General features: G+C 42.8%; 24 protein-coding genes. 14 read left to right on the forward strand and 10 right to left on the reverse strand.

What is annotated here, in order from left to right:
- The first annotated feature begins 86 nt into the window (after positions 1-86).
- The 4 genes from DXX92_RS07040 to topA all read left to right on the forward strand — a co-directional run bounded on the left by DXX92_RS07040 (position 87) and on the right by topA (position 9,475).
- Positions 87-2,354 carry an Ig-like domain-containing protein gene (locus DXX92_RS07040; RefSeq protein ID WP_115999804.1) on the forward strand — a complete coding sequence of 756 codons (2,268 nt, stop codon included), beginning with the start codon at positions 87-89 and terminating at the stop codon, positions 2,352-2,354.
- A 430-nt stretch (positions 2,355-2,784) separates the two neighbouring features.
- Positions 2,785-4,554 carry a DEAD/DEAH box helicase gene (locus DXX92_RS07045; protein ID WP_115999805.1) on the forward strand — a complete coding sequence of 590 codons (1,770 nt, stop codon included), beginning with the start codon at positions 2,785-2,787 and terminating at the stop codon, positions 4,552-4,554.
- Positions 4,555-5,178: 624 nt separating this feature from the next.
- The gene (hppD, locus tag DXX92_RS07050) at positions 5,179-6,222 is read left to right on the forward strand and encodes a 4-hydroxyphenylpyruvate dioxygenase (RefSeq protein ID WP_115999806.1); all 1,044 of its coding nucleotides are present in this window, start codon (positions 5,179-5,181) and stop codon (positions 6,220-6,222) included.
- A gap of 568 nt (positions 6,223-6,790) precedes the next feature.
- Positions 6,791-9,475 (forward strand): type I DNA topoisomerase, encoded by a 2,685-nt coding sequence (gene topA, locus DXX92_RS07055; protein ID WP_115999807.1) that lies wholly within the window; start codon positions 6,791-6,793, stop codon positions 9,473-9,475.
- 237 nt (positions 9,476-9,712) lie between these two features.
- Here the strand turns inward: topA and DXX92_RS07060 are convergent, their stop codons facing one another.
- From DXX92_RS07060 to lolB, 3 genes are all read right to left on the reverse strand, one after another.
- Positions 9,713-10,663, reverse strand: a complete 951-nt coding sequence (locus DXX92_RS07060) for a ribose-phosphate pyrophosphokinase (RefSeq protein ID WP_115999808.1) — start codon at positions 10,661-10,663, stop codon at positions 9,713-9,715.
- Between the two features lie 93 nt (positions 10,664-10,756).
- Positions 10,757-11,620 carry a 4-(cytidine 5'-diphospho)-2-C-methyl-D-erythritol kinase gene (ispE, locus tag DXX92_RS07065; protein WP_115999809.1) on the reverse strand — a complete coding sequence of 288 codons (864 nt, stop codon included), beginning with the start codon at positions 11,618-11,620 and terminating at the stop codon, positions 10,757-10,759.
- 108 nt (positions 11,621-11,728) lie between these two features.
- Positions 11,729-12,400 carry a lipoprotein insertase outer membrane protein LolB gene (lolB, locus tag DXX92_RS07070; RefSeq protein WP_181901712.1) on the reverse strand — a complete coding sequence of 224 codons (672 nt, stop codon included), beginning with the start codon at positions 12,398-12,400 and terminating at the stop codon, positions 11,729-11,731.
- A 494-nt stretch (positions 12,401-12,894) separates the two neighbouring features.
- Between lolB and hemA the strand changes: the two genes are divergently transcribed.
- The 7 genes from hemA to kdsA all read left to right on the forward strand — a co-directional run bounded on the left by hemA (position 12,895) and on the right by kdsA (position 19,944).
- Entirely contained in the window at positions 12,895-14,166 is a 1,272-nt protein-coding gene (gene hemA / locus DXX92_RS07075; protein WP_115999811.1) for a glutamyl-tRNA reductase, read from the forward strand.
- A gap of 33 nt (positions 14,167-14,199) precedes the next feature.
- A complete protein-coding gene (prfA, locus tag DXX92_RS07080; protein ID WP_115999812.1) occupies positions 14,200-15,288 on the forward strand; it encodes a peptide chain release factor 1 in 1,089 nt (362 codons plus the stop codon).
- Positions 15,289-15,305: 17 nt separating this feature from the next.
- Entirely contained in the window at positions 15,306-16,193 is an 888-nt protein-coding gene (gene prmC / locus DXX92_RS07085; RefSeq protein WP_281269072.1) for a peptide chain release factor N(5)-glutamine methyltransferase, read from the forward strand.
- 337 nt (positions 16,194-16,530) lie between these two features.
- On the forward strand, positions 16,531-16,893 hold the full coding sequence (locus tag DXX92_RS07090) for a SirB2 family protein (protein ID WP_115999813.1): 363 nt from the start codon (positions 16,531-16,533) through the stop codon (positions 16,891-16,893).
- Between the two features lie 129 nt (positions 16,894-17,022).
- Positions 17,023-17,820 (forward strand): SirB1 family protein, encoded by a 798-nt coding sequence (locus DXX92_RS07095; protein ID WP_115999814.1) that lies wholly within the window; start codon positions 17,023-17,025, stop codon positions 17,818-17,820.
- 14 nt (positions 17,821-17,834) lie between these two features.
- Positions 17,835-19,082, forward strand: a complete 1,248-nt coding sequence (locus DXX92_RS07100) for a DUF819 domain-containing protein (RefSeq protein WP_115999815.1) — start codon at positions 17,835-17,837, stop codon at positions 19,080-19,082.
- 16 nt (positions 19,083-19,098) lie between these two features.
- The gene (gene kdsA, locus DXX92_RS07105; protein WP_115999816.1) at positions 19,099-19,944 is read left to right on the forward strand and encodes a 3-deoxy-8-phosphooctulonate synthase; all 846 of its coding nucleotides are present in this window, start codon (positions 19,099-19,101) and stop codon (positions 19,942-19,944) included.
- 393 nt (positions 19,945-20,337) lie between these two features.
- Here the strand turns inward: kdsA and DXX92_RS07110 are convergent, their stop codons facing one another.
- The 6 genes from DXX92_RS07110 to DXX92_RS07135 all read right to left on the reverse strand — a co-directional run bounded on the left by DXX92_RS07110 (position 20,338) and on the right by DXX92_RS07135 (position 23,955).
- A complete protein-coding gene (locus tag DXX92_RS07110; RefSeq protein WP_115999817.1) occupies positions 20,338-20,781 on the reverse strand; it encodes a DoxX family protein in 444 nt (147 codons plus the stop codon).
- A gap of 91 nt (positions 20,782-20,872) precedes the next feature.
- A complete protein-coding gene (locus DXX92_RS07115; protein WP_115999818.1) occupies positions 20,873-21,856 on the reverse strand; it encodes a DNA-binding domain-containing protein in 984 nt (327 codons plus the stop codon).
- Positions 21,799-22,746, reverse strand: coding sequence for a DUF692 domain-containing protein (locus DXX92_RS07120; RefSeq protein WP_116002334.1), 948 nt, complete (start codon positions 22,744-22,746; stop codon positions 21,799-21,801). The genes DXX92_RS07115 and DXX92_RS07120 overlap by 58 nt, the downstream gene beginning before the upstream one ends.
- A gap of 75 nt (positions 22,747-22,821) precedes the next feature.
- Entirely contained in the window at positions 22,822-23,124 is a 303-nt protein-coding gene (locus DXX92_RS07125) for a BufA1 family periplasmic bufferin-type metallophore (RefSeq protein WP_115999819.1), read from the reverse strand.
- 40 nt (positions 23,125-23,164) lie between these two features.
- Positions 23,165-23,476 (reverse strand): thioredoxin, encoded by a 312-nt coding sequence (gene trxA / locus DXX92_RS07130; RefSeq protein WP_115999820.1) that lies wholly within the window; start codon positions 23,474-23,476, stop codon positions 23,165-23,167.
- 2 nt (positions 23,477-23,478) lie between these two features.
- Complete coding sequence (locus tag DXX92_RS07135) at positions 23,479-23,955, reverse strand: YHS domain-containing (seleno)protein (protein WP_115999821.1); 477 nt, start codon at positions 23,953-23,955, stop codon at positions 23,479-23,481.
- A gap of 180 nt (positions 23,956-24,135) precedes the next feature.
- Between DXX92_RS07135 and DXX92_RS07140 the strand changes: the two genes are divergently transcribed.
- From DXX92_RS07140 to DXX92_RS07150, 3 genes are all read left to right on the forward strand, one after another.
- Positions 24,136-24,978, forward strand: a complete 843-nt coding sequence (locus DXX92_RS07140; RefSeq protein ID WP_115999822.1) for an AraC family transcriptional regulator — start codon at positions 24,136-24,138, stop codon at positions 24,976-24,978.
- 83 nt (positions 24,979-25,061) lie between these two features.
- The gene (locus DXX92_RS07145; RefSeq protein WP_115999823.1) at positions 25,062-25,700 is read left to right on the forward strand and encodes a Crp/Fnr family transcriptional regulator; all 639 of its coding nucleotides are present in this window, start codon (positions 25,062-25,064) and stop codon (positions 25,698-25,700) included.
- A 91-nt stretch (positions 25,701-25,791) separates the two neighbouring features.
- Positions 25,792-25,980, forward strand: a complete 189-nt coding sequence (locus DXX92_RS07150; protein ID WP_115999824.1) for a YgaP family membrane protein — start codon at positions 25,792-25,794, stop codon at positions 25,978-25,980.
- A gap of 89 nt (positions 25,981-26,069) precedes the next feature.
- On the opposite strand, the gene DXX92_RS07155 is transcribed toward DXX92_RS07150, so the two are convergent.
- Complete coding sequence (locus tag DXX92_RS07155) at positions 26,070-26,531, reverse strand: GNAT family N-acetyltransferase (RefSeq protein ID WP_220347632.1); 462 nt, start codon at positions 26,529-26,531, stop codon at positions 26,070-26,072.
- Positions 26,532-26,545 lie beyond the last annotated feature (14 nt).

Genomic DNA, 26,545 nt, shown 5'->3' on the forward strand with positions numbered 1-26,545 from the left:
TTTTTGCATTTAGGTAGTGACCTTTTCGATCTTTATCAGTTAAGATGGGATAGATCTATAATAAAAATGTACATGGAGATGACAGTATGGAGCTGTTTCGACGCTTAAGTTTTGCCATGGCGCTATTGACCTTGGTAGGTTGTGGCGGTGGTGATGGTGGTCTAAGTTCAGAAGGTAACTCAGATCCTGATAATGGGGTCGGAAATCAAACGACTCCTATTGTGATAAGCCTTGCCCTTGATAACGATATTGTCTCTGCTGCAGCGCCAATTGCACTAACGGCAACTGTGACGCAAGATAACCAACCGGTTCCAAATAAACTCGTTTCTTTTATTGTCAGTGAAGCAACGCTAGCTTCATTTAGTCCAGAAAATGGTGCCGCATCTACTAATGCAGAAGGTATTGCGACCATACAGGTTGTTGTGGGAACACTTGCTGGTGCTGGCACAATCACCGCGTCTGTATTAAATGATGATGATTCCCAATCAACAGCAGACATAGTGTTCACTAGCCAAGGCGATAGTATTGGCAACGAAGGACCTGAAGTAACTAGTTTAACTTTGTTTGCCGACAGTCCTCAGATAGCGTCAAGCGGCGCGGGGGAAGTACAATTAACAGCCCTCGTTAAAGACAGTCGAAACAATTTGGTTGAAGGTGCGACGGTAAGCTTTGAAGTATCATCGGGCGAATTAGAAGTTGAAAAAGCAGAAACAGAAACCGATGGTCTTGCATCAGCTAAACTAACAACGCGAAATCCTGAAAATAGACTCGTTACAATAACAGCTTCAAGTGGCAACATAACTGATAGCGTACTGGTTCAAGTTGTTGGTACGGCCATTCAACTTAACGGCTCATCTGCATTAGCAATTAACGACTCTACCGATTATGTTCTAAATCTTAGAGACAGTGACGGCAATGGTATTGCTAACCAAGTGGTTGATTTGTCAGTGGCAAATGGTTCATCTGCACAAATCGATATACCGTCAATGGTGACAACAGACTTTACCGGACAGGCTATATTTACCGCTACTGGTTTATCTGGCGGTACAAATTCAATTGTTGCAGCGGCACTAGGTGCGACTGAAAGCTTACAAGTTTCAGTGCAATCAGATTCATTTTTATTTACAGCCTTCGATAATAACAATGGTTCAGTTGTTAATCCGAGCAATGCCTTAGCCCCTGATGTTGGACTGTCAAAATCGGCTGATATAACGTTAACTTGGTTAGATAACGGCACACCTGTTGCTGACGGCACAAGAGTTGATTTTACCAGCACTCGTGGAACGCTCTCAGCATTAAGTGGCACTACAGTCAATGGCCAAGTATCTGTTAGTGTGCAAGCAGACAATGCAGGCCCTGCTGTTGTTACTTTTACTGGCGGTTCAGGTGATACGGCACTAAGCAATCAAATCTCATTTGAGTTTGTTGCTGAAACGGTTGAAACGGTTGTAGCGCAAGCGTCTCCAGCCTCGGTAGAGCCAAATGGCGAGACTTCAGTTATCTCAGTCACACTGCGCGACCCTAATGATAACTTGGTTAAAGGTAAGCTAGTTGACTTCACGTTGGACGACACCAATGGTGGCTCAATTTTCCCTGCTAGTGCAATTACCGATAGCAACGGCAGTGCTTCAACGGTATACACATCAAACGCGGTTTCTTCGCAAGAAGGAGTCTCGGTTACTGCAACCGTTAGAGATCAGCAAGACAAAGCTGACACAGTTAATTTAACGGTTGCAGGGCGTGAGTTGTTCTTAACCTTAGGTACAGGTAACAATATCGAAGAATTAGATATTACTACCTATAACAAGCAGTACACGGTTTTTGCGACAGACGCAGACTCTACGCCAGTTGATAATGTGACTTTAACTGTTACGGCAATTCCAGTCCGTTATTACAAAGGCTATTGGGCTCAATTATTTGACGAGTCAGGTAGTTTTGTTTCTTGGGTAACAACAGGCCGTCAACCTACTGAGGATGATCCAACCTTAACCTCGCCAATTTCGTGTATAAATGAAGATCGCAATCTCAACGGTATCTTGGACCCAGGTGAAGATACCAACGGTGACGGTATCTTAACACCGGGCAATATTGCAGCGGCGACAGGGCAAGTTACAACTGACGACCAAGGCCGAGCATTAATTGATGTGCTCTATCCACAAACTTATGGTTCGTGGGTTGATATTGAATTAGCAGTAACTACCCGAGTAACAGGTACAGAAAGCAGAGAATTCACCATCTATACCTTACCGACATCTGCCGAAGATTTAACTGAAGAAGATGTCGTGCCACCAACGCAAAATGTTGGACTTAAAGGACCGTTTGGTGGTGTACAGAGCTGCTTTACCGACCAATAGTGAATACTTTTGATTGAAGTTAAAGCCCCAATAGGGGCTTTTCTTTTGATTAACACTACGAATTTAATTAACACGACGAAAACTTTCTACTATCCAAGCTTAGTAATTTTAAAACTTATTGTTTGCTAAATTAGTACTTTAATTTATCGGTAAGCTTCTATAACTACACTTAATAACAAACTACAATCAGCAACAACCTTGCTAAATTACTTAGTCTCTGTATAATGCGCGCCTCAATCTTTACTGCATTCGCTATTAACGATAACTAGCGCAGAAAATTGGTAGAGATTCCAAATTTCGTAGGGGTTATATCCGCCCAATAGACTTGCCTTGTTCAGCGAAAACGCTGTCCTTTCGAATGTGCCTCAAGTCTTCTTGGTGGTTTCCTCAAAGTTGTATCGCAGGACTTCCTGCCAAGAGATAAAAAATTATGAGTGAACAGAACAATGCCGTAACTGGCTTTGATGCGTTAGGCTTGCCTGAAAATATTCTTTCAGCCTTAAATAAGCTTGGTTTTGAATCAGCTACGGCTATTCAAGCCCAAACTATTCCGCCACTTTTAGATGGTCGTGATGTACTTGGTGAAGCACAAACAGGTACGGGTAAAACAGCAGCATTTAGTTTGCCTGCACTTGCTGCCATTGACCCAAGTATTCGCAAACCACAATTAATGGTGCTTGCGCCTACTCGTGAGTTAGCAATCCAAGTGGCTGAGGCAATTGAATCGTTCTCTGCCAATATTAAAGGCTTGCGTGTTGCCACCCTATATGGTGGTCAATCATATGGTCCTCAATTCCAACAATTAGAGCGCGGCGCGCAAGTTGTTGTTGGTACACCGGGTCGTTTAATGGATCACTTACGTCGCAAGAGCCTAAAACTTAACGAGCTTAAGCTTTGTGTGTTAGACGAAGCTGATGAAATGCTTAACATGGGTTTCCTAGAAGACATTGAGTGGATCCTAGAGCATTTAAACGATGATACGCAAATGGCGTTGTTCTCTGCGACAATGCCACCAGCAATCCGTAAAGTGGCTAATCGTTTCTTAACTGATCCTGAGCACGTAAAAATTGCGGCAGTGAAAAAAGCGAAAGCAAATATTGAGCAGTTCGCATGGAAAGTGAGTGGTATTAACAAACTAACTGCACTAGAGCGTATCGCTGAAACCTTTGATTACGATGCCATGATTATTTTTGTGCGCACCCGTAATGACACCGTTGAAGTAGCTGAAAAACTTGAGCGTCAAGGTTATCCTGCAGTAGCGTTAAATGGTGATATGAACCAAGCACAGCGTGAACGCACGGTTGATCAAATTAAAAATGGCCATTCGTCTATTTTAATCGCGACAGATGTGGTTGCTCGTGGTCTAGATATTCCTCGTATCGACTTAGTGATTAACTACGATTTACCGGGTGATAATGAATCATACGTTCACCGTATTGGTCGTACCGGACGTGCTGGTCGCAGTGGTACCGCAATTTCTTTTGTTCGTCCAAGAGAAATGTACCAATTACGTCATTACGAGCGTTTAACTTCTGGCGTGATCAATCCATTTGAACTACCTAGCATTCAAGAAATTGGTAAAGCACGTATCGAAAAAACTCAACAACAATTGTTAGAAGTTATTGCGTCGAAAGAGCTTGACGGTATGCGCGCTATTATCGAGCAGATGGCAGATACATCAGAAGTTTCAATGACTGATTTAGCTGCAGCATTGCTTTACTTAAAGCAACTAAAACAACCGCTTCAGCCAAAAGAAGATCCAAAACCTCGTCGTGAATTTGACCGTAACGATCGCAATGACCGTGGCCGTGATGGGCGTCGTCGCGATATGCGTGATGGTCGAGGTCAACGAGGTGAGCGCGATGGTCGCGGTGAACGTGCTCCGCGCAAAGCAAAACCAGTACGTAATGATATTGACTGGCAAACTTACCGCCTAGAGGTAGGTAAAGAGCACGGTGCTAAGCCGGGTGATATCGTTGGTGCCATCGCTAATGAGATTTCATTGGATAGCAGCTACATTGGTGCAATTAACTTGCATGAGCGTCACAGCTTTGTACAACTACCAAAAGGTATGCCAACGGCATCATTTAAGCAATTAAAGCGTGTTCGCATTCGCCGCCAAGCGTTAGAAATCTCGGTTGCTGATGCGCCAGTTGTCACTGAACGTCCAAAACGTCGTGAGCGTCGCAACAACGGCTAATTAAGATTAAAGCTTCATATGTAGCTTTACACAACAAAATAATCAAAAAGGTGCTGCTAGCTAGGCTAGAGCGCCTTTTTTAATGCTTTTCTGTCACGTTCAGCAATAATACCAATTTCAATAAATACTTGCCCATTCTGGCTGGTTATTACACTCATTAACTGCGTTGTTATTTTTGAAATTAGAACAACTAGTTACTTAAAAATAATGCCTTGCCTACATGGATGTAGTTACTTAGGTTTTGCTGGGAGCATAAAACCTGTGTTTCTGAGCGTTTTTCCTGCGCCATAATTGATCAACTAATTAATTCAATTGGTATAAAAATCCTGCCTTTGCTAATGCGATTTAAGCCATCTTAAACGCTCGTTTGTTTACTTTCTTCAGTTAACTTATTTGTTCACTACCCAAGCCTAATCGGGTACTAAACATATTTGTGTAACCCTAACTTTACAGTGTCGCTACAGAGCCTATCAAGGCTGGCTAGATGTTAGCCAGTTTTTTTGCAAAACAGACGTATCACATGATTTACATCGCCAGATTTCGCTTAGCTACTGGCTATCTTCTCACCAGAGTTTTTCCATGAATAATAAAAGGAAAGGTACAACAGGTCACAGAGAGATAATAATGAATGACGTTGCTAACCCACTAAAATTGTGTGGTATTGAATTTACAGAATACGCGACACCTGACAGCGATTTTATGGAAAAAGCGTTTTACGGTTTTGGCTTCTCGAAAACCAAAAAGTTTAAAGGGCGTGATATCGACTACTTTAATCAAAACGATATCCATTTTTTACTGAACAATGAACAGTCGGGTTTTTCTAAAGAGTTTGCGAAAAGTCATGGGCCTGCAATTTGTTCTATGGGGTGGCGAGTAGAAGACGCTGAATTCGCGTTTGAACAAGCAATTAAACGTGGTGCTAAATCAGCAGAAAATGCCGCGAACAAGCTGCCATACCCTGCTATTTATGGCATTGGCGACAGCTTGATTTACTTTATTGATCGCTTTGGCTTAGGCGGCTCAATTTACCAGCAAGATTTTGAAGATCATCCAGAGCCCGTTGAAGTTGAAGACAAAGGCTTTAAAGCGGTTGATCACTTAACCAATAATGTTTACCAAGGGACAATGGAAAAGTGGGCGAACTTTTACAAAGAGGTATTTGGCTTTACGGAAGTACGTTACTTCGACATTAAAGGCGAGAAAACGGCACTTGTCTCTTACGCCTTACAATCGCCTTGCGGTAATTTTTCAATCCCTATAAACGAAGGTAAGGGTACTAATAACAATCAAATCGATGAATACTTGGATGAGTATAATGGCCCTGGCGTACAACACTTAGCGTTTATTACCGATGATTTGGTGAGCTCGTTAGATAAAATAGATAGCGATATTATTGATACCTTGAATATTGTGCCTGAATATTACGATGATGTGTTTAAGCGCATTCCTTGGGTAAAAGAAGATCATAAACGTATTCGTCAGCACCAGATTTTGGTGGACAGCCAAAAAGAAAATTCATATTTATTGCAAATATTCACCAAAAATATTTTTGGCCCAATTTTTATCGAAATGATTCAACGAGTTGATGATAAAGGCTTTGGTGAAGGTAACTTTACTGCACTATTTAAATCGATTGAGTTAAACCAAATGGAGCGAGGCGTGCTATAGCTGTTTTCAGCTGACCCTTTCCAAATCTACAAAAGCTGGCGATGCCAGCTTTTTCTTTTTTATAGCTAGTCTTAGCAACTCACTTCACTATTAAATTAGTCGTAATATCTAAACTTGCTGTTAATTTTTAGTGATACATTTAGCCACTTTTTACGTTATTTCAACTGTGGCGTTTTAAAAATTGAAATCTAACTTAAACGTTAAGAAACCTTAATTGGCTGGCACTTGGATAATGTTTGTTGGTTTTCTGGTTAGAAATCTTACTGATTCAATTTTATTATCAATCGCCTCTTAAGTTTTTCGGCAAAGTCGATTATGATGCGCGAAAACTGGTGGATATTATAGCTAAATAAGGCATTTACATAGGTCAAGTTGAATAAATGCTTGTCACCTTGCATATTTATGGATATATCTACTAATAATTATTTACACGATATTTAAGACAAACTTTATCTGCCTCGCGTCAAAGTTAGTCCAGTTGTAGCTCGCACACATCTTAACTTTTTCGACGGCGTTAAATCGCTTATACATAAAAATGTCGGCTGTCTAAGCAGGAATTAAAGAACATATGGCAAAATCATTGGTAATTGTCGAATCACCAGCCAAAGCAAAGACAATTAACAAATATCTTGGTAAAGACTTCGTGGTTAAATCGAGTGTCGGTCATGTACGTGACTTGCCTACGGGCAGTACCGGGAAAAAAGTCGCTACTAAGCCAGCGGCCGAAGTACGAAAAATGTCGCCTGAGGCCAAGGCTAAATACAAAGCCAAGCGTGACCGCCAAGCATTGGTTAATCGCATGGGTATCGACCCAGAAAAAGACTGGCAAGCGTCTTATCATATCTTGCCAGGTAAAGAAAAAGTGGTCAGTGAATTAACTAAACTAGCCGACAAAGCTGACACCATCTACCTCGCAACCGATTTGGATAGAGAGGGAGAGGCAATCGCGTGGCACTTAAAAGAGATCATCGGTGGTGACGATGATAAGTTTAAACGCGTGGTATTTAATGAAATTACAGAAAATGCCATTCAACAGGCGTTTGCTACGCCTGGTGAGTTAAGTATGCCGGGCGTTAACGCTCAGCAAGCGCGCCGTTTCTTAGATCGTGTGGTCGGCTTTATGGTGAGCCCACTTCTGTGGAAGAAGGTCGCTAGAGGCTTGTCAGCAGGTCGTGTGCAATCAGTCGCAGTAAAGCTTGTGGTTGAGCGAGAGCGTGAAATCAAAGCCTTTATTCCGGAAGAGTTTTGGGAAGTTAGTGCTGACACAACCACAGCTGATGGCACGGCATTAACCCTAGCGGTTACCCATGAAAAGGGTAAAGCGTTTAAACCAACCAATGAAACACAAACCATGGCGGCAGTTGCGCTACTTCAAAAAGCGCAGTTTGCGGTTGCTAAACGCGAAGATAAACCATCGAAAAGCTCGCCTTCAGCGCCATTTATTACTTCAACATTGCAGCAAGCAGCGAGTACTAAACTAGGCTATGGTGTTAAGCGCACGATGGGCTTAGCGCAGCGTTTGTATGAATTAGGTCACATCACCTATATGCGTACCGATTCAACCAACTTAAGTGCTGATGCGGTGAAGATGGCGCGTGATTTTATTGCCGATGAATTTGGTGCTGATTACTTACCTGAAAAACCAAAAGTTTACGGTAGTAAAGGTAATGCGCAAGAAGCGCATGAGGCAATCCGTCCATCGAACGTGAAATTAGAAGCAGCATTGTTAAACGGTGTTGATGCTGATGCGAAACGCTTATATGAATTAATTTGGCGCCAGTTTGTGGCTTGTCAAATGACAGCTGCACGTTACGACGTAACAACCTTAACCATAGGCGCTGGTGATTTTGACCTTAAAGCAAAAGGCCGCGTAATGCGATTTGACGGTTGGACAAGAGTTCACCCGCAGCTTAACAAAGGTGATGATAAGCATCTACCAGATTTGGCGGTAGGGGATACGGTTAATCTTGATAAGCTAGACCCAACGCAGCACTTCACAAAACCGGTTGCACGATTTGGTGAAGCGTCACTGGTAAAAGAGCTGGAAAAACGTTCTATCGGTCGCCCATCGACATACGCATCGATTATTTCCACCATTCAAGATCGTGGTTATGTGCGCTTAGAGAAAAAACGTTTCTACGCTGAAAAAATGGGTGAAATCGTCACTGATAGCTTGTCAGAAAGTTTTGAAAATCTGATGAGCTATAACTTCACTGCGAACATGGAGCAAGAGCTTGATGATATCGCAGAAGGCTCAGCGCAATGGAAAGCTGTGCTTAACGAGTTTTATGCCAACTTCAAAGGCCAGTTAGAAAATGCTGATAAGCCATCAGAAGAAGGTGGTATGCGCAGCAACGAACCGGTACTGACAGATATTGATTGCCCAACCTGTGCTCGCAAAATGGGTATTCGCACGGCATCTACCGGTGTATTCTTAGGCTGCTCTGGCTACTCATTACCTCCAAAAGAACGTTGTACCACCACCATGAACCTTATTCCAGGTGAAGAAGCGGTAAGCGTGCTGGTGGAAGATGAGGAAACTGAAGCGCTACGTGCGATGCATCGCTGTCCAAAATGTTCAACGGCGATGGACAGTTACTTAATCGATGAAAAGCGCAAACTGCATGTTTGTGGTAATAACCCTGTCTGTGATGGCTACGAGCTAGAGCAGGGCGATTTCAAGATTAAAGGCTATGATGGCCCAGTGTTAGAGTGCGACCGCTGTAGCTCGGATATGGAGCTTAAATCAGGGCGCTTCGGTAAGTATTTCGACTGCACTAACAGTGAGTGTAAAAATACCCGTAAGTTGTTAGCTAACGGTGAAGCAGCGCCACCGAAAGAAGATCCGGTGCAGTTACCCGAGCTTCCGTGTGAAAAGTCTGAAGCGCACTTCGTGCTTCGTGATGGTGCAGCGGGTATTTTCCTTGCAGCGAGCACTTTCCCGAAATCGCGTGAAACACGTGCTCCTAAAGTGGCTGAATTAAAGCGCTTTAGAGATAGAATTTCATCTAAGTTCTATTACTTAGCAGATGCGCCAGAGCAAGATCCAGAGGGCAACCAAGCCATTGTTCGCTTTAGTCGTAAAACGAAAGAACAGTATGTAATGACTGAGGTCGAAGGTAAAGCGACTGGCTGGGTGGCTAAGTATGTTGATGGCAAATGGCAGGAAGAGCAGACTAAGAAAACCGCTGCGAAAAAAGCCCCCGCTAAAAAGGCAGCAACTAAAAAAGCGCCTGCTAAGAAAAAAGCTTAATATCGACAAGCTTCTTGAATTTGACAATAAAAACGGCCTCAATTGAGGCCGTTTTTGATCGTAGACATAAGTCACAAAATAATCATTAATCGTTTACTGCAAACAACTTGGTGAAATAAAACTATTAACGGTTATTTTATCTAGAGCTTTTGTTAAAAAGCTAATTTCCAGACACAAAAAAGCCGCGCCAAGCATTTGCTTGAGCGCGGCTTTTAACGTCTTTAATGTTTACTGCTGTTAAGCTTCAAACATTGCAGAAATAGATTCTTCGTTGCTTACACGGCGAATAGCTTCAGATAGCATACCGCTCAACGTTAGTTGCTTCACACGGTCGCCTAACGCTTTAATTTCATCTGATAATGGAATTGAGTCAGTCACAATGACTTCATCAATCACAGATTCTCGTAGGTTCTGCGCTGCATTTCCAGAAAGTACAGGGTGTGTTGCATAAGCGTAAACATTTTTCGCACCGTGATCTTTAAGTGCAGCAGCAGCTTTCGCTAATGTGCCACCAGTATCAATCATGTCGTCAACGATAATACAGTCACGGCCTTCCACATCACCGATAATGTGCATTACTTGTGCAACGTTGGCTTTCGGACGACGTTTATCGATAATCGCTAAATCAGCGTCATCAAGTAATTTTGCTACTGCGCGAGCACGTACAACACCGCCGATATCAGGTGAAACCACTACTGGGTTTTCTAAGTTGCGGGTTTTCATGTCTTCTAACAAGATAGGTGTACCGAATACGTTATCTACTGGTACATCGAAGAAGCCTTGAATTTGCTCTGCGTGTAGGTCAACAGTTAGGACACGGTCAACACCAACGCTTGAAAGGAAGTCTGCTACTACTTTAGCGGTAATTGGTACACGAGCACTGCGTACACGACGGTCTTGGCGAGCGTAGCCGAAGTATGGCATAACAGCGGTGATACGACCTGCAGAAGCGCGGCGCAGGGCATCAACCATGACAATCAATTCCATTAGGTTATTGTTAGTCGGTGCACAGGTTGATTGGATGATAAACACATCGGCACCACGAACATTTTCAGTGATTTCAACACTGATTTCCCCGTCACTAAAACTACCTACTTTCGCTTCACCTAAACCGATATATAAGCGATCGGCAATTTTTTTAGCCAGTTCAGGGGTGGCGTTACCCGCAAAGATCTTCATGTCAGGCACTGTAAGTTCCTCAGAAGCTTATGACATTAAACGTAAACACTGATAGCCAGCGTGATTTAACTATCAGCAAACTATTCATATTTCGCCAGTTAATTAACCCAGATTTTTGCGCAGTGTTTCTAACGCAGAATGGGTAGGCGATTGGTTGACACCTTTAGCGACAAACGACTCAATGTTGTTAGGCAGTTGAGCTTGAATATCGCAAGCCTCTTGCTCACTGGTACAAGTGGTAAAAATGCATGCCCCTGTACCCGTCATTCGAGACGGCGCGTATTCTAACAATGTCGCCAACAGCTTGGCAACCTCAGGGTAGTGTTTTGTTACCACCACTTCGCAATCATTTTGACGGTGATCAGTGTTTAGCTCAAAAGCCGAAATTTTCTTAGTATTTCTAGGTAAATCATCACTTTGGAATACTTCTTGAGTGGAAATGTGCACTTCGGGCTTACTCACCAGGTACCAGCACTCTGCAGGCGCTGCAGGTACTAATTGTTCGCCAACACCTTCCGCAAAGGCAGCAAAGCCGCGCACAAAAATTGGCACATCAGCCCCTAGCGACAAGCCCAACTCAGCAAGTTTTTCTAGGGGCAAATTAAGCTGCCAAAGCTCATTCAATGCCAATAAAATAGTCGCGGCATTTGACGAGCCGCCGCCCAAACCGCCACCCATAGGTAGCACTTTGTTGATGGCAATATTGATTCCTAAACTATTACTTTTTACCCGCTCAAGAATTTTAGCGGCTTTAACAATTAGGTTATCTGCTTCGGCGACACCTTCAATTGGTGTCGCTAGGGTAATTTTATTATCGTCAGTTAGCGTAAGTGAAATGGTGTCGCTGTAGTCGAGAAACTGAAATAAGGTTTGCAGTTCGTGATACCCATCTGGTCTGCGACCGTTAACGTGTAAAAATAAATTAAGCTTGGCCGGAGAAGGTAATGTGTAGGTTGTATTTATCATTTAACGGGGGGCTTTAGTTCGTAGTTAGAAGTTAATACTGAGTTTGGCTTTCATTCACTGAAGTGAGCCGCTTAGCGGATTGATCATGGAAAAGCTCTAGCTGCACAATCAAATTTGCCATTGTCTTATTGCCAGCTTAATGGTTAAGCCTTGCTGTTTAATTAATATGCTAGTTGGCAGTTGTACGCCTTGAAATTCTTGGTAGCGACTGTATTGCACTCGCCATTGCTGATTATTGTAATAGCTAGTGATGGTTGCAGGTAATTGGCTTTCAGCCGATAAGCTTATTTCATCGCTGTCTGAATAAGGTACGGCCTTGATCCAATGTGTCAACGCATCGCTGGGAAAAGTAAGGCCAGTAAGTTGCCAAATAAGCTGGTCAAGATTTCGGGTTTGATAATCTTTGCCATCAATCGTTAGTTGATGTGAACCGTTAACGCTCTCAAGTGACATCACATTGATGCCTAAATAAGTGGTTAAATTAAGCGATTGGTTATCTTCACCGTGCTGCCAAAAAATACTGGCCTTTTCACGTTTACTTGGCTGAATAAAGGCAATTTGTCCTTTTATTTGCCAGTCATTAATACTGCTTAGTAGCTCTGTGCGATCTGTGCTTGGATCATAGTTTTGTTGTTTGCCAAAGCTACCTAGCTGGGCGCAACCCCCAAGCATTAGCGTTAAGCACATTATTAACCCCATTAACAACTGGCTGTTCATCGTCTTAGCTATCAATAGCTCTATATCTAATGGCAGTGTTACTGGCGAATATTGGCGAGACATAACTGGAGGCTTACCTATCTGCAAAGCTTGTTTCATGAAATGTATAAGTGGCTAAAGCAAAATTGTACTTAAGCGAGATGGTAGCGCAAATAGCTAGCAACTAACACCAATGAATTAGCGTTTACAAAGCTAAGCGAATTAACTCGATACTTAATGAATAAGAATGAGGTTAGTTCTTATTGTTAAATCACATTTAATTTAGTGGTGATTTCACAAACAACATCACCGTTAACTTAACTGATTATTCGTTTTTTTCGATAGTTATATTTAAATATAGTGTTGGTTAGCCACTTTCAATCACGAGCAATTTTCCGTAAAATTAGCGCCAAATTTTTTCTGGGTATTTTTCCTATACTTAAGTTAGTTCACTTTGCAGCCAGCGCTTACTTGGCTGAACCTTTTGAACTTAGCTAAGTAAAGAAAAACTCTCGCTTACCCAATATTTGGTGCGAAACGCCAAATTTACATTCTGCGTTAGGCTGAAATTACGAAATATGTCCATAGTTGCTGTTGGTATCAATCATAAAACTGCACCCGTGTCGGTTCGAGAGAAAATCTCGTTCAACCCCGACCAATTAAGCTCAGCTTTGCAAGAGATGCTGGCGCAAGTGGAATGTAATGAAGCAGCAATATTATCGACCTGTAACCGCACTGAACTTTATCTGGTTCAAGACGCTAGCCTAGAAGCAACGCAAGCAAAGGTCGTTAGCTGGCTAGAGCAATACCACAATATTCCTGCTAGTGCGATTATTCCAAGCCTATATTGGCATACCGACAAACAAGCCGTAAACCACATGATGCGTGTCGCGTGTGGCTTAGATTCGTTAGTCTTGGGTGAACCACAAATTCTCGGCCAAATGAAACAAGCTTACTCGCAAGCAAAAGCCGCGGGTTCAATGGCCTTGGTTATGGATCGGTTATTCCAAAGGACTTTTGGTGTTGCCAAACAAGTGCGCACTGAAACTGAAATTGGCGAAAGCGCGGTTTCAGTAGCTTTTGCAGCCGTAAACCTTGCAAAACATATTTTTGCCAGCCTGAAAAATGCGCGTGTACTGCTTGTCGGTGCAGGCGAAACCATAGAGCTGGTTGCTAAGCATTTATACGACAATAATGTTGGTAGCATCACGGTGGCGAATCGCACGATTTCTCGTGCGGAAAATATGGCGAAGCAGATTGGCGCCGATGTCATCACCCTAGCGCAAATTCCTGACTACTTGGCCAAAGCCGATATTGTCATTAGCTCAACCGGCAGTACCTTACCTATTATCGGAAAAGGTATGGTGGAAAGCGCTCTAGAACAGCGTAAGCATCAACCTATTTTTATGGTCGACTTAGCCGTACCGCGTGATATCGAAGAGCAAGTATCCGATTTAGAGGATGTCTTCTTATACACAGTTGATGACTTGCAGGGCATTATCGCGAAAAATATTGAAAACCGCCGTAAAGCCGCAGTGCAAGCGGAAGGTATCGTGACTGAGCAATCGGGCGTGTTTATGTCATGGTTGCGCGGTTTAAATACTCAAGATGCGGTGTTAAGTTATCGCCAGCAATGTATGGCTGAGCGTGACGTGTTGTTAGAAAAGGCGCTTTCGCAGCTTAATAACAATAAAAACCCAGAAGCGGTAGTGGCAGAGCTCGCCACTAAGCTGACAAACAAATTAATGCATGCGCCAACCAGTGCACTGCAATCTGCTGCTCAAGGCGGCGAACTCGATAAACTCATTTATTTACGCGACATTTTTGATTTGGATAAGCCAAATAACTAAACTCTCGCGATATCAGAAAAGACAATTTACAAAATGAAAGAATCCGTATACCGCAAGCTCGAAGGTTTAGTTGAGCGTTTTGAAGAAGTGCAGGCGCTATTGTCTGATCCTGAAACCATTGCTGATCAGGAAAAGTTCAAAGCCTTGTCAAAAGAGTTTTCTCAACTCGAAGGCACCACTAAGGTGTTCCAAACTTTCCAATCTGCTGAAGAAGATTTGGAAATGGCCAACGAAATGCTTAAAGACAGTGATCCAGATATGCGTGAAATGGCGCAAGAAGAGCACAAAGCAGCAAAAGCGGCGATTGAAGAGTTAGAGCAAGAGCTACAAATTCTATTACTGCCGAAAGATCCAAACGATGATAACAACTGTTTCGTTGAGATTCGTGCTGGTGCTGGTGGTGATGAAGCTGCTATTTTCGCTGGTGATATTTTCCGCATGTACAGCCGATACGCTGAGAAAAAAGGCTGGAAAGTGGAGGTGATGAACATGAACGAAAGTGAGCAGGGTGGCTACAAAGAAATCATCGCAAAAATTAACGGCGAAGGTGTTTACGGCGAGATGAAGTTCGAGTCAGGTGGTCACCGCGTACAACGTGTACCAGAAACTGAATCACAAGGCCGTGTTCATACCTCTGCTTGTACTGTCGTGGTAATGCCAGAAATTCCTGAATCTGAAGCGATTGAAATTAACAAGGCCGACTTAAAAGTAGATACCTTCCGCGCCTCTGGTGCTGGTGGTCAGCACGTTAACAAAACCGACTCTGCGATTCGTATTACCCACATTCCAACCGGCTTAGTGGTGGAATGTCAAGACCAGCGTTCACAACATAAAAACCGCGCACAGGCCATGTCTGTGCTTCAAGCGCGTTTACAACAAGCGGAAGACGATAAGCGCCGCGCCGAAGAAGAGTCTTCACGTCGTAGCCTAGTCGCTAGTGGTGATCGCTCTGAACGTATTCGCACTTACAACTACCCACAAGGGCGTATGACAGACCACCGCATTAACTTAACGTTGTATCGCTTAAACGAAGTGATTGAAGGTAACTTACAGTTAGTGATGGATCCAATCCTTCAAGAAAACCAAGCAGACTTATTAGCGTCACTTGCTGATCAAAACTAATCTGTCGAGTTTTGGTTTTGAACAGTGAAGTACTTCCTACCATAGAAGTTGTTTTAGCATCAGCAAGCAAGCAGCTTGCTGATGTCTCTGACTCCCCCTTGCTTGATGCGAAAGTGCTACTTGCCGACGCACTTGAGCAAACCTTAACTTATCTTATTACTTGGCACGATAAGCCGCTCACCGAAGGTCAATTAAGCGCTTTTCAGCAAATGCTTGATAGACGTTTAGCAGGCGAGCCAATTGCTTATATTGTGGGTGTTAAAGAGTTTTGGTCGCTGCCATTTTTTGTTGCACCTTCAACACTCATCCCACGCCCAGATACTGAGACCTTGATTGAGTTAGTACTTGCTAATCATCAGGTTAACCATTCGTCAAACCATGATAAAGATAACCTGCGACTATTAGACTTAGGCACAGGTACAGGTGCAATCGCCTTAGCACTGGCCTCAGAAAATCCTAGCTGGCAAGTGCAAGCAGTTGACTTTAATCCTGATGCGATAAAACTGGCGCAGCGAAATGCTCAGCATTTAGCGTTAACCCAGGTTAAGATTTATCAGTCTGATTGGTTTAGCACGGTGAATGGGCAAAGCAACGAAGATAAGTTTGATATCATTGTGAGCAACCCACCGTATATAGATGAAGCTGATCCACATTTAGTAGCAGGCGATGTGAGATTTGAACCGAAATCCGCGCTGGTAGCTGATAATCAAGGGCTTGCTGATATTGAACATATCGTTTGTGAAGCGAAAAATTATCTAGCCAACGGCGGTGCTATATATCTTGAACACGGCTATCAGCAAGGAGCGGCAGTAAGAGATATTCTGACCGCTAACGGCTATCAAAATGCACAGACCGAGCAAGACTTAGCTGGCAATGAACGCATAACTTGGGCATGCTTAGCTTAATCAGGCTGAGTTAACAGCTTTGGCCTAATGTTATACCCATGCTACATCAAGAAGCTTGATTTCAGCGCTGTCACAGGGGCTCAATATCAAGGCGCAGCTTGCCGGAATGGTCATTCCCTTTCAATAAGCTGCAACGCATAGAGTGAGTTCCTGTGAAGCGCCCAAAGGGTTGGTTTAAAAGCGATTTATGCTGCGTTATTGATTGTGACAAGGGAACGACCATTCTCTGTAATCAATGCCTTGCCTAAACCGCTTTTAATTCCAACTGAAACAAGCTCTTTGAAGTAGCATGGGTATATAACAATAATTTTCTAGGGCACATCATTAAGGTAGAAATATGAAACACTTACACATGACGCTGGCAATTATCAGCGTAAGCTTTTTTACATTGCGCTTTTTCTGGTTACTGAAATCACCGCAGATGCTGGACAAAAAATGGGTGAAAATCTCTCCGCACGTCATTGATACGTTTTTACTCGGTATTGGTGTTGTGATGGCGGTAAAACTAGCATTAAATCCAACAGAGCAGTTGTGGTTGGCTGAAAAGCTGATGGCGATAGTCGCTTATATTTTTACTGGCATCTATGCCTTAAAATTCGCTCGCAATCGCACCATGCAAATTTTCGGCTATGTCGGTGCAATGGGCTGGGTTATGCTGGTCTTTAAAATCGCTCATACCAAAGAAACCTTCTTCTTTTAACTGTCTTTTTGACAGTTAACGTCTAGTAAATAATCAGTTGGGCTGAACAATTTTATTCAGCCCTTTAATTTATCGTTTTCCACCCCCATATTGTCCCTTTAGTTTTTATTGGGTCTAATTTTTCTTTTCATGAATGATTTGTTGTTGTCTGAAATAAATACCGAACGAGAAGACTTGCTGCGTGCAGTTATGCTTGTTGAAGAATTTATCTTTGAACATAAGTCATCGGTACTACCTCTGATTGACGAAATGGTGGATTATTGCGAGCAAGAGCTGGCGGATATAGAAGAGCCGTTGGCACAAGCGGAGCATTTCATTAATTTGCTGTTTCTTGATTTATTGTTTATTGAAACGAAAAGAAATAGCTGGCCTGTTGCCGCACTACAGCTGGAACAAGCGGTTGCGCATCGCGAAATTCATCCAGTGCTTAAAGCGGTGATATTTAAAACCATAGGTGAGCAATGCGGTTTTGAAATCGATCTGGTTTTTGTCCCGGAAAAAGTCATGTTAAGGCTGATTTGTGATCAGCAGTTTGCCATTATTTTCGATCCACTCAATGGCGAGTCACTCAACTGGGAAGAGTTAGATACTCGCCTAGACGAATTACCGCAAGAACCTTCAGAATATCTTGAATCCATGGACACCAAAGCGGTGTTGGTGGAGTACCTTAGCGCGTTGAAAAATGCGCTAATTGACGCGCAACAATACACAGAAGCGCTGCGCTGTGTTGACGTACTAATCACTTTAAAACCAGATGACCCATTCCAGCGTCGCGATCGCGGATTTTTGCTTCATCAACTCGATTGCTTTAAAGTGGCGTACGATGATTATCAATATTTTGTAAATGAATGTCCGCAAGATCCAGCGGCCCAAATATTAAAAATACAATTAGATAATATAAAAATTTCCAATACAATTTTACATTAGTTCACGGAGCCTTAATGACTCATAACCCATTAATCACTAACGATGCGGTGGTGCTCGGTTTGCTGACCTTGATTTTAGGTGCAGTATTCAAAACCGCGCATAGCAGCCACCCGTTTTGGCGCAAGTTTTACAAGTATGTACCAGCCTTATTGCTGTGCTACTTTATTCCTTCGCTACTTAACACGTTTGGTATCGTTGATGGCCATAGTTCCAATGTTTACTATGTTGCCTCTCGGTTTTTATTGCCAGCTTGTTTAATACTGCTCACCATAAGTATCGATATTAAATCTATTATTAATCTTGGCCCTAAAGCCTTAATTATGTTCTTAACAGGTACGCTAGGTATTGTCATTGGCGGCCCTATTGCCATTTTAATTATGAGCGCTGTTGTGCCGGATGCAATTGGTGGCCATGGACCTGATGCGGTATGGCGCGGTATGACAACTGTTGCGGGCAGCTGGATTGGCGGCAGTGCTAACCAAGCTTCAATGAAAGAGATGTTTGAGGTTGGTGGCGATATCTTCTCAGCGATGGTAACCGTTGATGTCATTGTTGCCAATTTATGGATGGCGGTTTTGTTGTTTATGACCGCTAAACACAAAGAAATTGATGCTAGAACTGGTGCCGATACCTCGGCAATTGAAGAGCTAAAAGTTAAAGTAGAAGAGTACCAAGCGCAAAACAGCAAAACGCCGCAGTTAAATGACTATATTCGTATGATTGCGATTGCCTTTACCATTACCGGTTTTGCGCATTTCTGTGCTGATTTTCTCGGCCCGTATTTTGGTGAAACCTTCCCTTGGGCAAAAGAGTTTAGCTTAAACAGTAAGTTCTTCTGGTTAATCGTTATTGCAACAACAATAGGTATTAGCTTGTCATTCACGCGCGTGCGTGAAATTGAAGCTTATGGTGCTTCTAAAGTAGCGCAAAGCTTTATTTATATTTTGGTCGCGTCAATTGGCTTGCACATGAATGTACTTGCTATCGCTGAAACGCCAATTTACTTTGTGATTGGTGCGATTTGGATGACCATTCACGCAACACTGATGCTGACAGTAGCCAAGTTTATCAAAGCGCCACTCTTTTATATGGCTGTAGGTAGCCAAGCAAATGTTGGCGGCGCGGCTTCTGCGCCAGTGGTGGCTTCGGCATTCCACCCGTCACTTGCGCCAGTAGGCGTACTGCTTGCAGTACTGGGCTATGGTGTTGGTACTTATATGGCGTACATTTGTGGTTTGTTAATGCAAGCTGCTGCTGGTTAAATTTTAAGGAAAACTTATGACAATTGAAAAGGTTGTTGTCTCGGGTATTGAAGTTGCAAATGACAAGCCCTTCGTGCTTTTTGGTGGCATGAATGTGCTTGAGTCACGCGACTTGGCTATGCAAATTTGTGAGCACTACGTGGAAGTTACGCAAAAGCTGGGTATTCCTTATGTGTTTAAGGCATCGTTTGACAAAGCTAACCGTTCATCGGTTAACTCATACCGTGGCCCTGGCCTTGACGAAGGTATGAAAATTTTTGAAGAAATCAAAAAGACCTTCAATGTGCCAATCATTACGGATGTTCACGAACCTTATCAAGCGCAGCCTGTTGCTGATGTTGTCGATGTTATTCAGCTGCCAGCGTTTCTTGCTCGTCAAACTGATCTTGTAGTTGCGATGGCAAAAACAAGAGCGGCAATCAATGTCAAAAAACCTCAGTTTTTAGCCGCTCACGAAATGCGTCATATCATCAAAAAGTTTGGCGAGGCAGGTAACGAGCAAATTATGTTGTGTGAGCGTGGTAGCTGTTATGGTTATAACAACCTTGTGGTCGATATGCTGGCAATGGATGAAATGACGCAACAAGCGCCGGTGATTTTTGACGCGACTCACGCCTTGCAAAAGCCAGGTGGTCGTAGCGATTCTGCGGATGGTCGCCGCGCACAAGCTGCGCAGCTTGCTCGCAGCGGTATGGCATTGGGTATCGCAGGCTTATTTATTGAAGCGCACCCGAATCCTAATGAAGCGAAATGTGATGGCCCTTGCGCATTGCCACTTGATAAACTTGAGCCTTATTTAGCACAGATGAAAGCTATTGATGACTTAGTAAAAGATTTTGAGCCGCTAGATACTGCGAGCTAAACCCCTCAATTTGCTTTTGTAGCATCCGTTGGTGCAAGCTAAAAAATAAAAGCCACTTGTTGTTAATCAACCAGTGGCTTTTTTGTTTGTCAGTTGTTTTTACGAAAGTTCTTTCTTGTGAAAAGTGTTTGTTCAGAATATTACGTATTGAAGAGATTGCTCTGATCTATTGAACTGAAGTATCAATCGGCTTAGCGGAGTATTTTCAATAGCTATAGGCTCTATCGGTAAGCCAATACCAGAACCTAATTGAACCAGTATCTAATTGAACCATTACCCAATAGAGAAACTGCTTTATTTAACCCATTAACTTTATAAAGCTCTTGCGCCAATAACAAAAAGGCTAACAAAGTTAATTTGTTAGCCTTTTTTCACTGTATATAGAATGAGTGTTTAGCTTATCTTTAACTTGTTATCGAGTGAGAATTTGCCACCGCCAAGCAACATTACAGCTGCTAGTGCTAATCCCCAAACAATATGCATGTTAATAGCTGCTAATGAGATGTCTAAGTAGGCAATAACAGCAACTATATTTACAATGGTTAGACCTGCTGCAGCAAAGCGTGTAAGTAAACCCGCCGCGAGTAATACAGGTAATACTAACTCACCAATCGTTGCCATATAAGCGGCGACTTCATAGGATAAAAACGGCACAACATATTCATATTCAAACAGAAACAATGTTGATTCCCAGTCGTCAATTTTGCTTAAACCGGCTTTAAAGAAAATCCAGCCGATGTAAAGTCGAGCAAATGCCAAGGCTGGCGCTTGCAAGTAATCAAACAAACCGAATAAAAAGTTGTAGTAGTCCCTTAGCAGGGTAATTTTGCTATTCATAATTTCCTCATTGTAAAATTTTGTTGATTTGCAGCGTGACGTCAAAACTTAGTTAGCCTTGTATCACAGTGCGTTAAAGTTGTTGTGGTGATTAACTTGTATTGCTGACAGCACTTGAGCCTTTGCTAACATCGCTGAGCTCATAAATACCCAGCAATAATTGATGCTTAATGGCGTCGGCAAGCCAGTGCGATAAGTCAAATTCATCTAGGCTATGCTCATTGCCTTGCTCAGGGCTGCGCTCTGCTTGCGAATTGGGCGCTTCGATAGCGACGAGTGCTTCATTGATGGACGCAGACGAGCTGAACTTTTCATAGCCTAGATAATCGACGGCTGATAGCGATAGTGATTTCGCTTGGTAGCCAAGGCGATAAATGGCGAAATAATTTGTTTGCATCGGCTGTTCAAGCAAGGCACTGATCGCTTGGTTTATCGCTTTTTCAGTTACTTGTTCGGCATCTTGCTCATTACCATGCTCTGCAGTGAGCAGAGAATGGAGCTCAGCAATCGGGAAAGGTGAATTTAGCAAGGCAAAACCCGGTGCAAAATTCATCTTTAAGTGTTGGCTATCGACTTTTTCAAGCAATGACAGACTGCCAAGTGCGAGTGCTTTGTCACCAGCGCGCTCTGCAATAAACATCGCATACTCAAACTCGGCGAGATCGCCAAGGTAAGGTAACGCGCTTAATGCCGGTTCATTGGCTAAATAGCTGGCAAATTGCTCACCAATTAATGCCCAATCGGCATTTGTTTTTAAGTGAGCTCGTAAGTAATGATTAACTGCGACATCAAAATTTTCTTCTAGCAAGGCTTTTACAGCAGGAAAACTGTTAGCAAGTGAGCGTTTGGCACTCGCTAAAAAATTGTTCTGATAAATCGTTAATCCAACGTTGTCGAAAGCTTCGCTAGCACCAGAATTAGCCGCTTTGTCTCCAGAATTTGGCTGCATAATTGCCGCCAATAGATCATTTTGATAGTGCGTTAATGCGCTGCTTGATGGTTTACTTGATGAGTTAGTTAATGACATGGCAGCACCTGCTTGGCAATTTTTCTCGCTAACTGTGCTTGTTGGCATAACGTCTGCCAGTCAGGCAAGTCCATATCCCATTCAATCAAGGTTGGCACTGCACCAAAACGCGTTAATGCCGTTTCGTATAATCGCCAAACATCGCCAGACACTGGCTGACTATGGTCGTCAATCATTACGCCTGTTTCGCCAACTGGGCTGCATCCCGCCAAGTGAATTTCACCAATCACATGACTTGGAAACTCATATAACTGTGCCAAGGCAAGATCAACGGGTTTCGTTGCTTTGTCATGGGCACCATTTTGTTTCGAATTGGCAGCTTGAGTGTTTATTGCGTTAACCATTAAATTGTTTAAATCTAACAGCAAACGACAATCTGTTTGTCGGCAGAGCTCAATCAAGAACTCACTTTCACTCATGGTCGAATTCGCTGGAGTGATATAAGCAGACAAGTTTTCTACGAGAATACGACGGCCAAGTTGTTGCTGAACTTTGTTTACATTCGCCACCATAACAGCCAGGCTTTCTTGATTAAATGGCACAGGCAGTAAATCACCAGCGTGTATCGTTAAATCGTTTAGTTGTCCCCAACTAAAACAAGCATGATCTGATACCAGTATTGGCTGAACTTGTTCCACTAACTCACTAAAGCGCTTTAAGTGTGGTTCAGGTACTGGCTCGGTTGAACCTAGTCCAAGTGAAGTTGCGTGTAAGCTGACCGCGTATTGCGCTTTGATATCGTTGAGAATCGCTTGAGTGATCCCTCCTTTTGCAAAGAAGTTTTCCACGTGAACTTCAACGAAATCAATATTAAAGGGGGAAGTCAGCGCGTCTTGATAATGAACATGACGCAAACCAACACCAATAAGAGGTAGTACTTGCGATTGCTCGCTGCTGATGCTTTTATGGTTTTGACGTTGTGTTAATTGATAAGACATCGCTTCCTTCCCAACATGATGAACTGTCTTAATTGAACCTTTTGGGTAGCTACCCGAGGCAGCCACCTAGTTCGGCTAGCTGTTTTGCATCGCCTTAAATTTAGCTTTCGCTTCTTTACGTAGCATGCCACCTAATGACTCACAGCTACCTTTATTCACTAAGCGCCACTCGCCTGGATCATTGTCAATGGTTGATTGACCTGCACAAGAGTGGGTACCTGCTAAGTTACCGCAGTCATTTTGGCCAGCAGGGCTAATGCCGTAGCAACGCTCTTTGGGAGCGCGTTTACGCTCGTTATCAGCAGCTTCAGCGCTGTTGATGACACCCATAGATACGACCGCTGCAAGTGCCGCTGAAAGTGCTAATTGATTTTTCATAAAAAATCTCCTGTTAAACGTTAATGCTTAGGCTGAACGGCTAGGCGACAAGGTCGCGCAAAGCCTGTTCGTTCATTAGACCCGAGCTTTGGGTTTTTACTTCGCCATTTTCGATAACAATTATTGCGGGTATTGAGCGAATGCCGAATTTTTGTGCCAACATTGGCAGTTCATCTACATTTGCTTTAACACCAGTTGCTTCGATGGCATCACCACTAAATACTTTTTCGAATACTGGCATCATGGCGCGACATGGCGCGCACCACGGTGCCCAGAAGTCAATTACGATTTTGTCATTGTTAGCGATTAACTCAGCAAAATGATCAATATCGGTTACTTCAATTGCCGCCATTATTAGTCCTCTGCAAGCTCTTCTAATGTTTTATCTTTGATATCGCCCCAAATATCGTCTGACTTATCAATGTTACCTTGCGTGTCTTGCACCCAACGGTTTTGAACATTTTTGTTTAGGTTAAGGTAAAGTTTGTTATCAACGATTTTCCAAGCTGTTGGATCAGTGTCGAATTTCTTCTCCATCGTCACACCGAAAGCACAGTAACCGCCGTACTGTGGAGCGTATTTATCCGGGTTTGCTCTAAACTTGTCGCGGTTAGACTCTGAGCTAAAGCGGTAGATGGCACCTTTATGAGTTGCAGTAAAGTTGATGTCACCTTCAACCGGCTTATTCATTGTGAAGTAAGCCACTGGATCAAAACCTTTAATGGCTAAGTCGTTAGCATCTGCGTTCATCTCAACATCAGCAGCGAAGCTGAAGCTAGATGCTGCTAATAAAAGGCTGGCTGTAATTGATTTAAGTGCAAAGTTTTTCATTTTGTATATCCTCATCATTTTAAATTCGATTGCAGCCAATTTGCTGCTGCGTCGTAGTGATGAAAATAGTACTGCCGAAATGAAACGGCTTGGGCTACAATCGTCCAAAAAATCGTGCAAATCGTCCAAACCTAAATGGTTTTAGATTAAGTGATTGAAAAAACTAGATAAAGTAAGTCAATGGATCAACTATCACAAATTATTCAAGATTTTAGTATTCAAGCTGGGGTGTTTTACACTGGCCAATTGTGTGGTTTATCGGCGTTTGGCGATGAAAACCATGTTGAAGGCCATATTCATATATTGCACAGCGGTACCTTAACTCTTGCTGATGCAGACGGCAGCGAGCAGTTACTTGATGAACCAAGTATTGTATTTTTCCCTCGGCCTAAACAGCATCGCTTGCGCGCAACTGAGTCTGACAATGCAGAGGTGATTTGTGCAACCGTGCAATATGGCATTGGCCAGCAAAGTCCACTAACCCAAGCATTACCAGAAGCAATCATTCTTCCCTTGCGTCAAGCAACAGCACTAAACGATAGCTTTGCGTGGATGGTGAACGAAGCTTTGTCAGACAATTTAGGCAAGCAAACTATTTTAAATCGCCTGATGGAAGTTTTTATAGTGTGCTTGTTAAGGCATTTAATTACTGAGCGTAAAATTGAGCAAGGTTTGCTTGCTGGTTTATCTCATCCGTTTTTATCTAAAGTAATTAGTGCTATGCACAACGAGCCTGCTCACCCTTGGGGACTAGATGAAATGGCTGAAGTGGCATTGATGTCGCGCTCTAAATTCTCTCCCTTGTTTAAGCAAGTATTAGGTGAAACACCAAACGATTATTTGACTCGCTGGCGAGTTTCATTGGCACAAAAGCATCTGCTAAGCGGTAAAAGTGTTGACCATTGTGCCCAACTTGTCGGTTATGAAAGCCCGTCAACATTATCACGCGCCTTTAACAAAACGTGTCAACTATCGCCGAAAGCTTGGTTGAAAAAAGCCTTGGAAGAAGCGCAGCAAACCTAGTGTGAAAAATACTGTTGCACAACATTCCTTGCGTTAATTGTTAGTGCTGGAATATGCGAAATTAACTTCTTTAGTGAATTAAAATGAACCTGATAGCGTGTCCAATTTTCAATAGCCTTTCTTCGTCAAGTATTAGTCTTGTTAAAGAGCAAGCCAGCACTTTTAGTGTGTCTGCCGGTACTCGTTTATTTGAAACAACAAATGAATGTCAAATGATGCCAATTGTCACCAGCGGTACAATAAGGGTGTTTTCGCAAAGTGATACGGGCCGAGAAATTACACTTTATCGCGTTAGCCCTGAGCAACTTTGTATCTTAACAATCAGTTGTTTACTTAGCGGCGATCGCTATCCTGCTAGCAGTATTGCCGAAACAGAGGTGTCAGGTATTAGCGTACCTAAATCGCTTTTCTTAGAGTTGATGGCGAGTGAGCCGAGCTTTAGCGCACAAATATTTCATACTTTTTCATATCGCATTACCCATTTAATGCAATTAGTGGATGCTGTCGCGTTTAAAAAATTAGACAAACGTTTAGCGCTCTACTTATTAGAGCAAGGCCCGGTTATTACTTGCTCACATCAGAAAATTGCTGATGAATTTGGGAGCGTTCGTGAAATCATCAGTCGTTTATTAAAACAGTTTGAAGACAAGGGAATAGTTGCCTTGTCGAGAAAACAAATACAGCTTATTGACCCAGATCAACTAAGGTTGTTTGTCGATTAGCTTGTGTGACTTTAGTCACTGAAACTAATTTTTCCCGCCATATACTCGAAGCCAGCTTTTAAGAGTTTTTGGATAACAAGAGGAAAAATCAATGACGTTAAATGTTGGCACGATCGATCGCATCTTACGGGTTTTATTAGGTTCACTACTTATTATTTGGGTGATTATGGGCGGGCCTCTATGGGCTTGGCTTGGTGCTGTATTAGTGGCAACTGGCCTTATAAAATTTTGCCCTGCGTATGCAATATTCGGTGTTAAAACCTGTAAAACCAAGGGATAAAAACTTGAGCCTTGCTCGCGTTGCCTTGTGCTTTTGTTTAAAGACACTGCTTAAAGGCAATAAGATAAGAGAGCAACGTTCAAGCTCAGTTAAACTTCAACTCGCATTTGCACTAGGCTTTTTTTAAAGCCTAGTTTTTCATAGGCCTTAATGGCGGGGGCGTTGTCGTTATAAACATCGAGCAGCACTTCAGTAATCCCTTGCTGTTTAGCCCAATCAAATAACGCTTTTATCACTTTTTGGCTAATGCCTTGGCCGCGAAATTCAGGTTCTACATAAATAAAACCAATATAGCCGTGGTTTGTGTACTTGTGGTGAGCAGGCGAGGGTTTAACTTTAATGTAACCGCTGGCAATTAGCTTGCTGCTAGTTTCAGCTACCAATAATTGGCATTTGTCGCTTGTAATAAGTGCTGCTAAGTCATAATAGATAATATCACCACTGCGCAAGTTATCAGCCACAGGGCGCTCCGCGCTGATGACCCCTTGCTCGAACAATTCAAGTGTAGGTATATCATTGAGCGTTGCAGGTCGAATAGTTATTGGAGTCATTATGTTCTCTTTGG

The sequence above is a fragment of the Thalassotalea euphylliae genome (assembly GCF_003390395.1).
In the GTDB taxonomy this organism is placed as follows: Bacteria; Pseudomonadota; Gammaproteobacteria; order Enterobacterales; family Alteromonadaceae; genus Thalassotalea_F; species Thalassotalea_F euphylliae_C.

Bases quoted from the DNA above. Each gene is read 5' to 3' on its own strand.
- DXX92_RS07120 (WP_116002334.1), bottom strand. From the start codon at position 22,746: ATGTCTTATCAATTAACACAACGTCAAAACCATAAAAGCATCAGCAGC.
- DXX92_RS07155 (WP_220347632.1), bottom strand. From the start codon at position 26,531: ATGACTCCAATAACTATTCGACCTGCAACGCTCAATGATATACCTACA.
- trxA (WP_115999820.1), bottom strand. From the start codon at position 23,476: ATGGCGGCAATTGAAGTAACCGATATTGATCATTTTGCTGAGTTAATC.
- hemA (WP_115999811.1), top strand. From the start codon at position 12,895: ATGTCCATAGTTGCTGTTGGTATCAATCATAAAACTGCACCCGTGTCG.
- DXX92_RS07140 (WP_115999822.1), top strand. From the start codon at position 24,136: ATGGATCAACTATCACAAATTATTCAAGATTTTAGTATTCAAGCTGGG.
- DXX92_RS07110 (WP_115999817.1), bottom strand. From the start codon at position 20,781: ATGAATAGCAAAATTACCCTGCTAAGGGACTACTACAACTTTTTATTC.
- DXX92_RS07115 (WP_115999818.1), bottom strand. From the start codon at position 21,856: ATGCCAACAAGCACAGTTAGCGAGAAAAATTGCCAAGCAGGTGCTGCC.
- DXX92_RS07125 (WP_115999819.1), bottom strand. From the start codon at position 23,124: ATGAAAAATCAATTAGCACTTTCAGCGGCACTTGCAGCGGTCGTATCT.
- ispE (WP_115999809.1), bottom strand. From the start codon at position 11,620: ATGATAAATACAACCTACACATTACCTTCTCCGGCCAAGCTTAATTTA.
- DXX92_RS07045 (WP_115999805.1), top strand. From the start codon at position 2,785: ATGAGTGAACAGAACAATGCCGTAACTGGCTTTGATGCGTTAGGCTTG.
- topA (WP_115999807.1), top strand. From the start codon at position 6,791: ATGGCAAAATCATTGGTAATTGTCGAATCACCAGCCAAAGCAAAGACA.
- hppD (WP_115999806.1), top strand. From the start codon at position 5,179: ATGAATGACGTTGCTAACCCACTAAAATTGTGTGGTATTGAATTTACA.
- prfA (WP_115999812.1), top strand. From the start codon at position 14,200: ATGAAAGAATCCGTATACCGCAAGCTCGAAGGTTTAGTTGAGCGTTTT.
- DXX92_RS07145 (WP_115999823.1), top strand. From the start codon at position 25,062: ATGAACCTGATAGCGTGTCCAATTTTCAATAGCCTTTCTTCGTCAAGT.
- DXX92_RS07040 (WP_115999804.1), top strand. From the start codon at position 87: ATGGAGCTGTTTCGACGCTTAAGTTTTGCCATGGCGCTATTGACCTTG.
- DXX92_RS07150 (WP_115999824.1), top strand. From the start codon at position 25,792: ATGACGTTAAATGTTGGCACGATCGATCGCATCTTACGGGTTTTATTA.
- DXX92_RS07135 (WP_115999821.1), bottom strand. From the start codon at position 23,955: ATGAAAAACTTTGCACTTAAATCAATTACAGCCAGCCTTTTATTAGCA.
- DXX92_RS07100 (WP_115999815.1), top strand. From the start codon at position 17,835: ATGACTCATAACCCATTAATCACTAACGATGCGGTGGTGCTCGGTTTG.
- lolB (WP_181901712.1), bottom strand. From the start codon at position 12,400: ATGTCTCGCCAATATTCGCCAGTAACACTGCCATTAGATATAGAGCTA.
- DXX92_RS07095 (WP_115999814.1), top strand. From the start codon at position 17,023: ATGAATGATTTGTTGTTGTCTGAAATAAATACCGAACGAGAAGACTTG.
- kdsA (WP_115999816.1), top strand. From the start codon at position 19,099: ATGACAATTGAAAAGGTTGTTGTCTCGGGTATTGAAGTTGCAAATGAC.
- DXX92_RS07090 (WP_115999813.1), top strand. From the start codon at position 16,531: ATGAAACACTTACACATGACGCTGGCAATTATCAGCGTAAGCTTTTTT.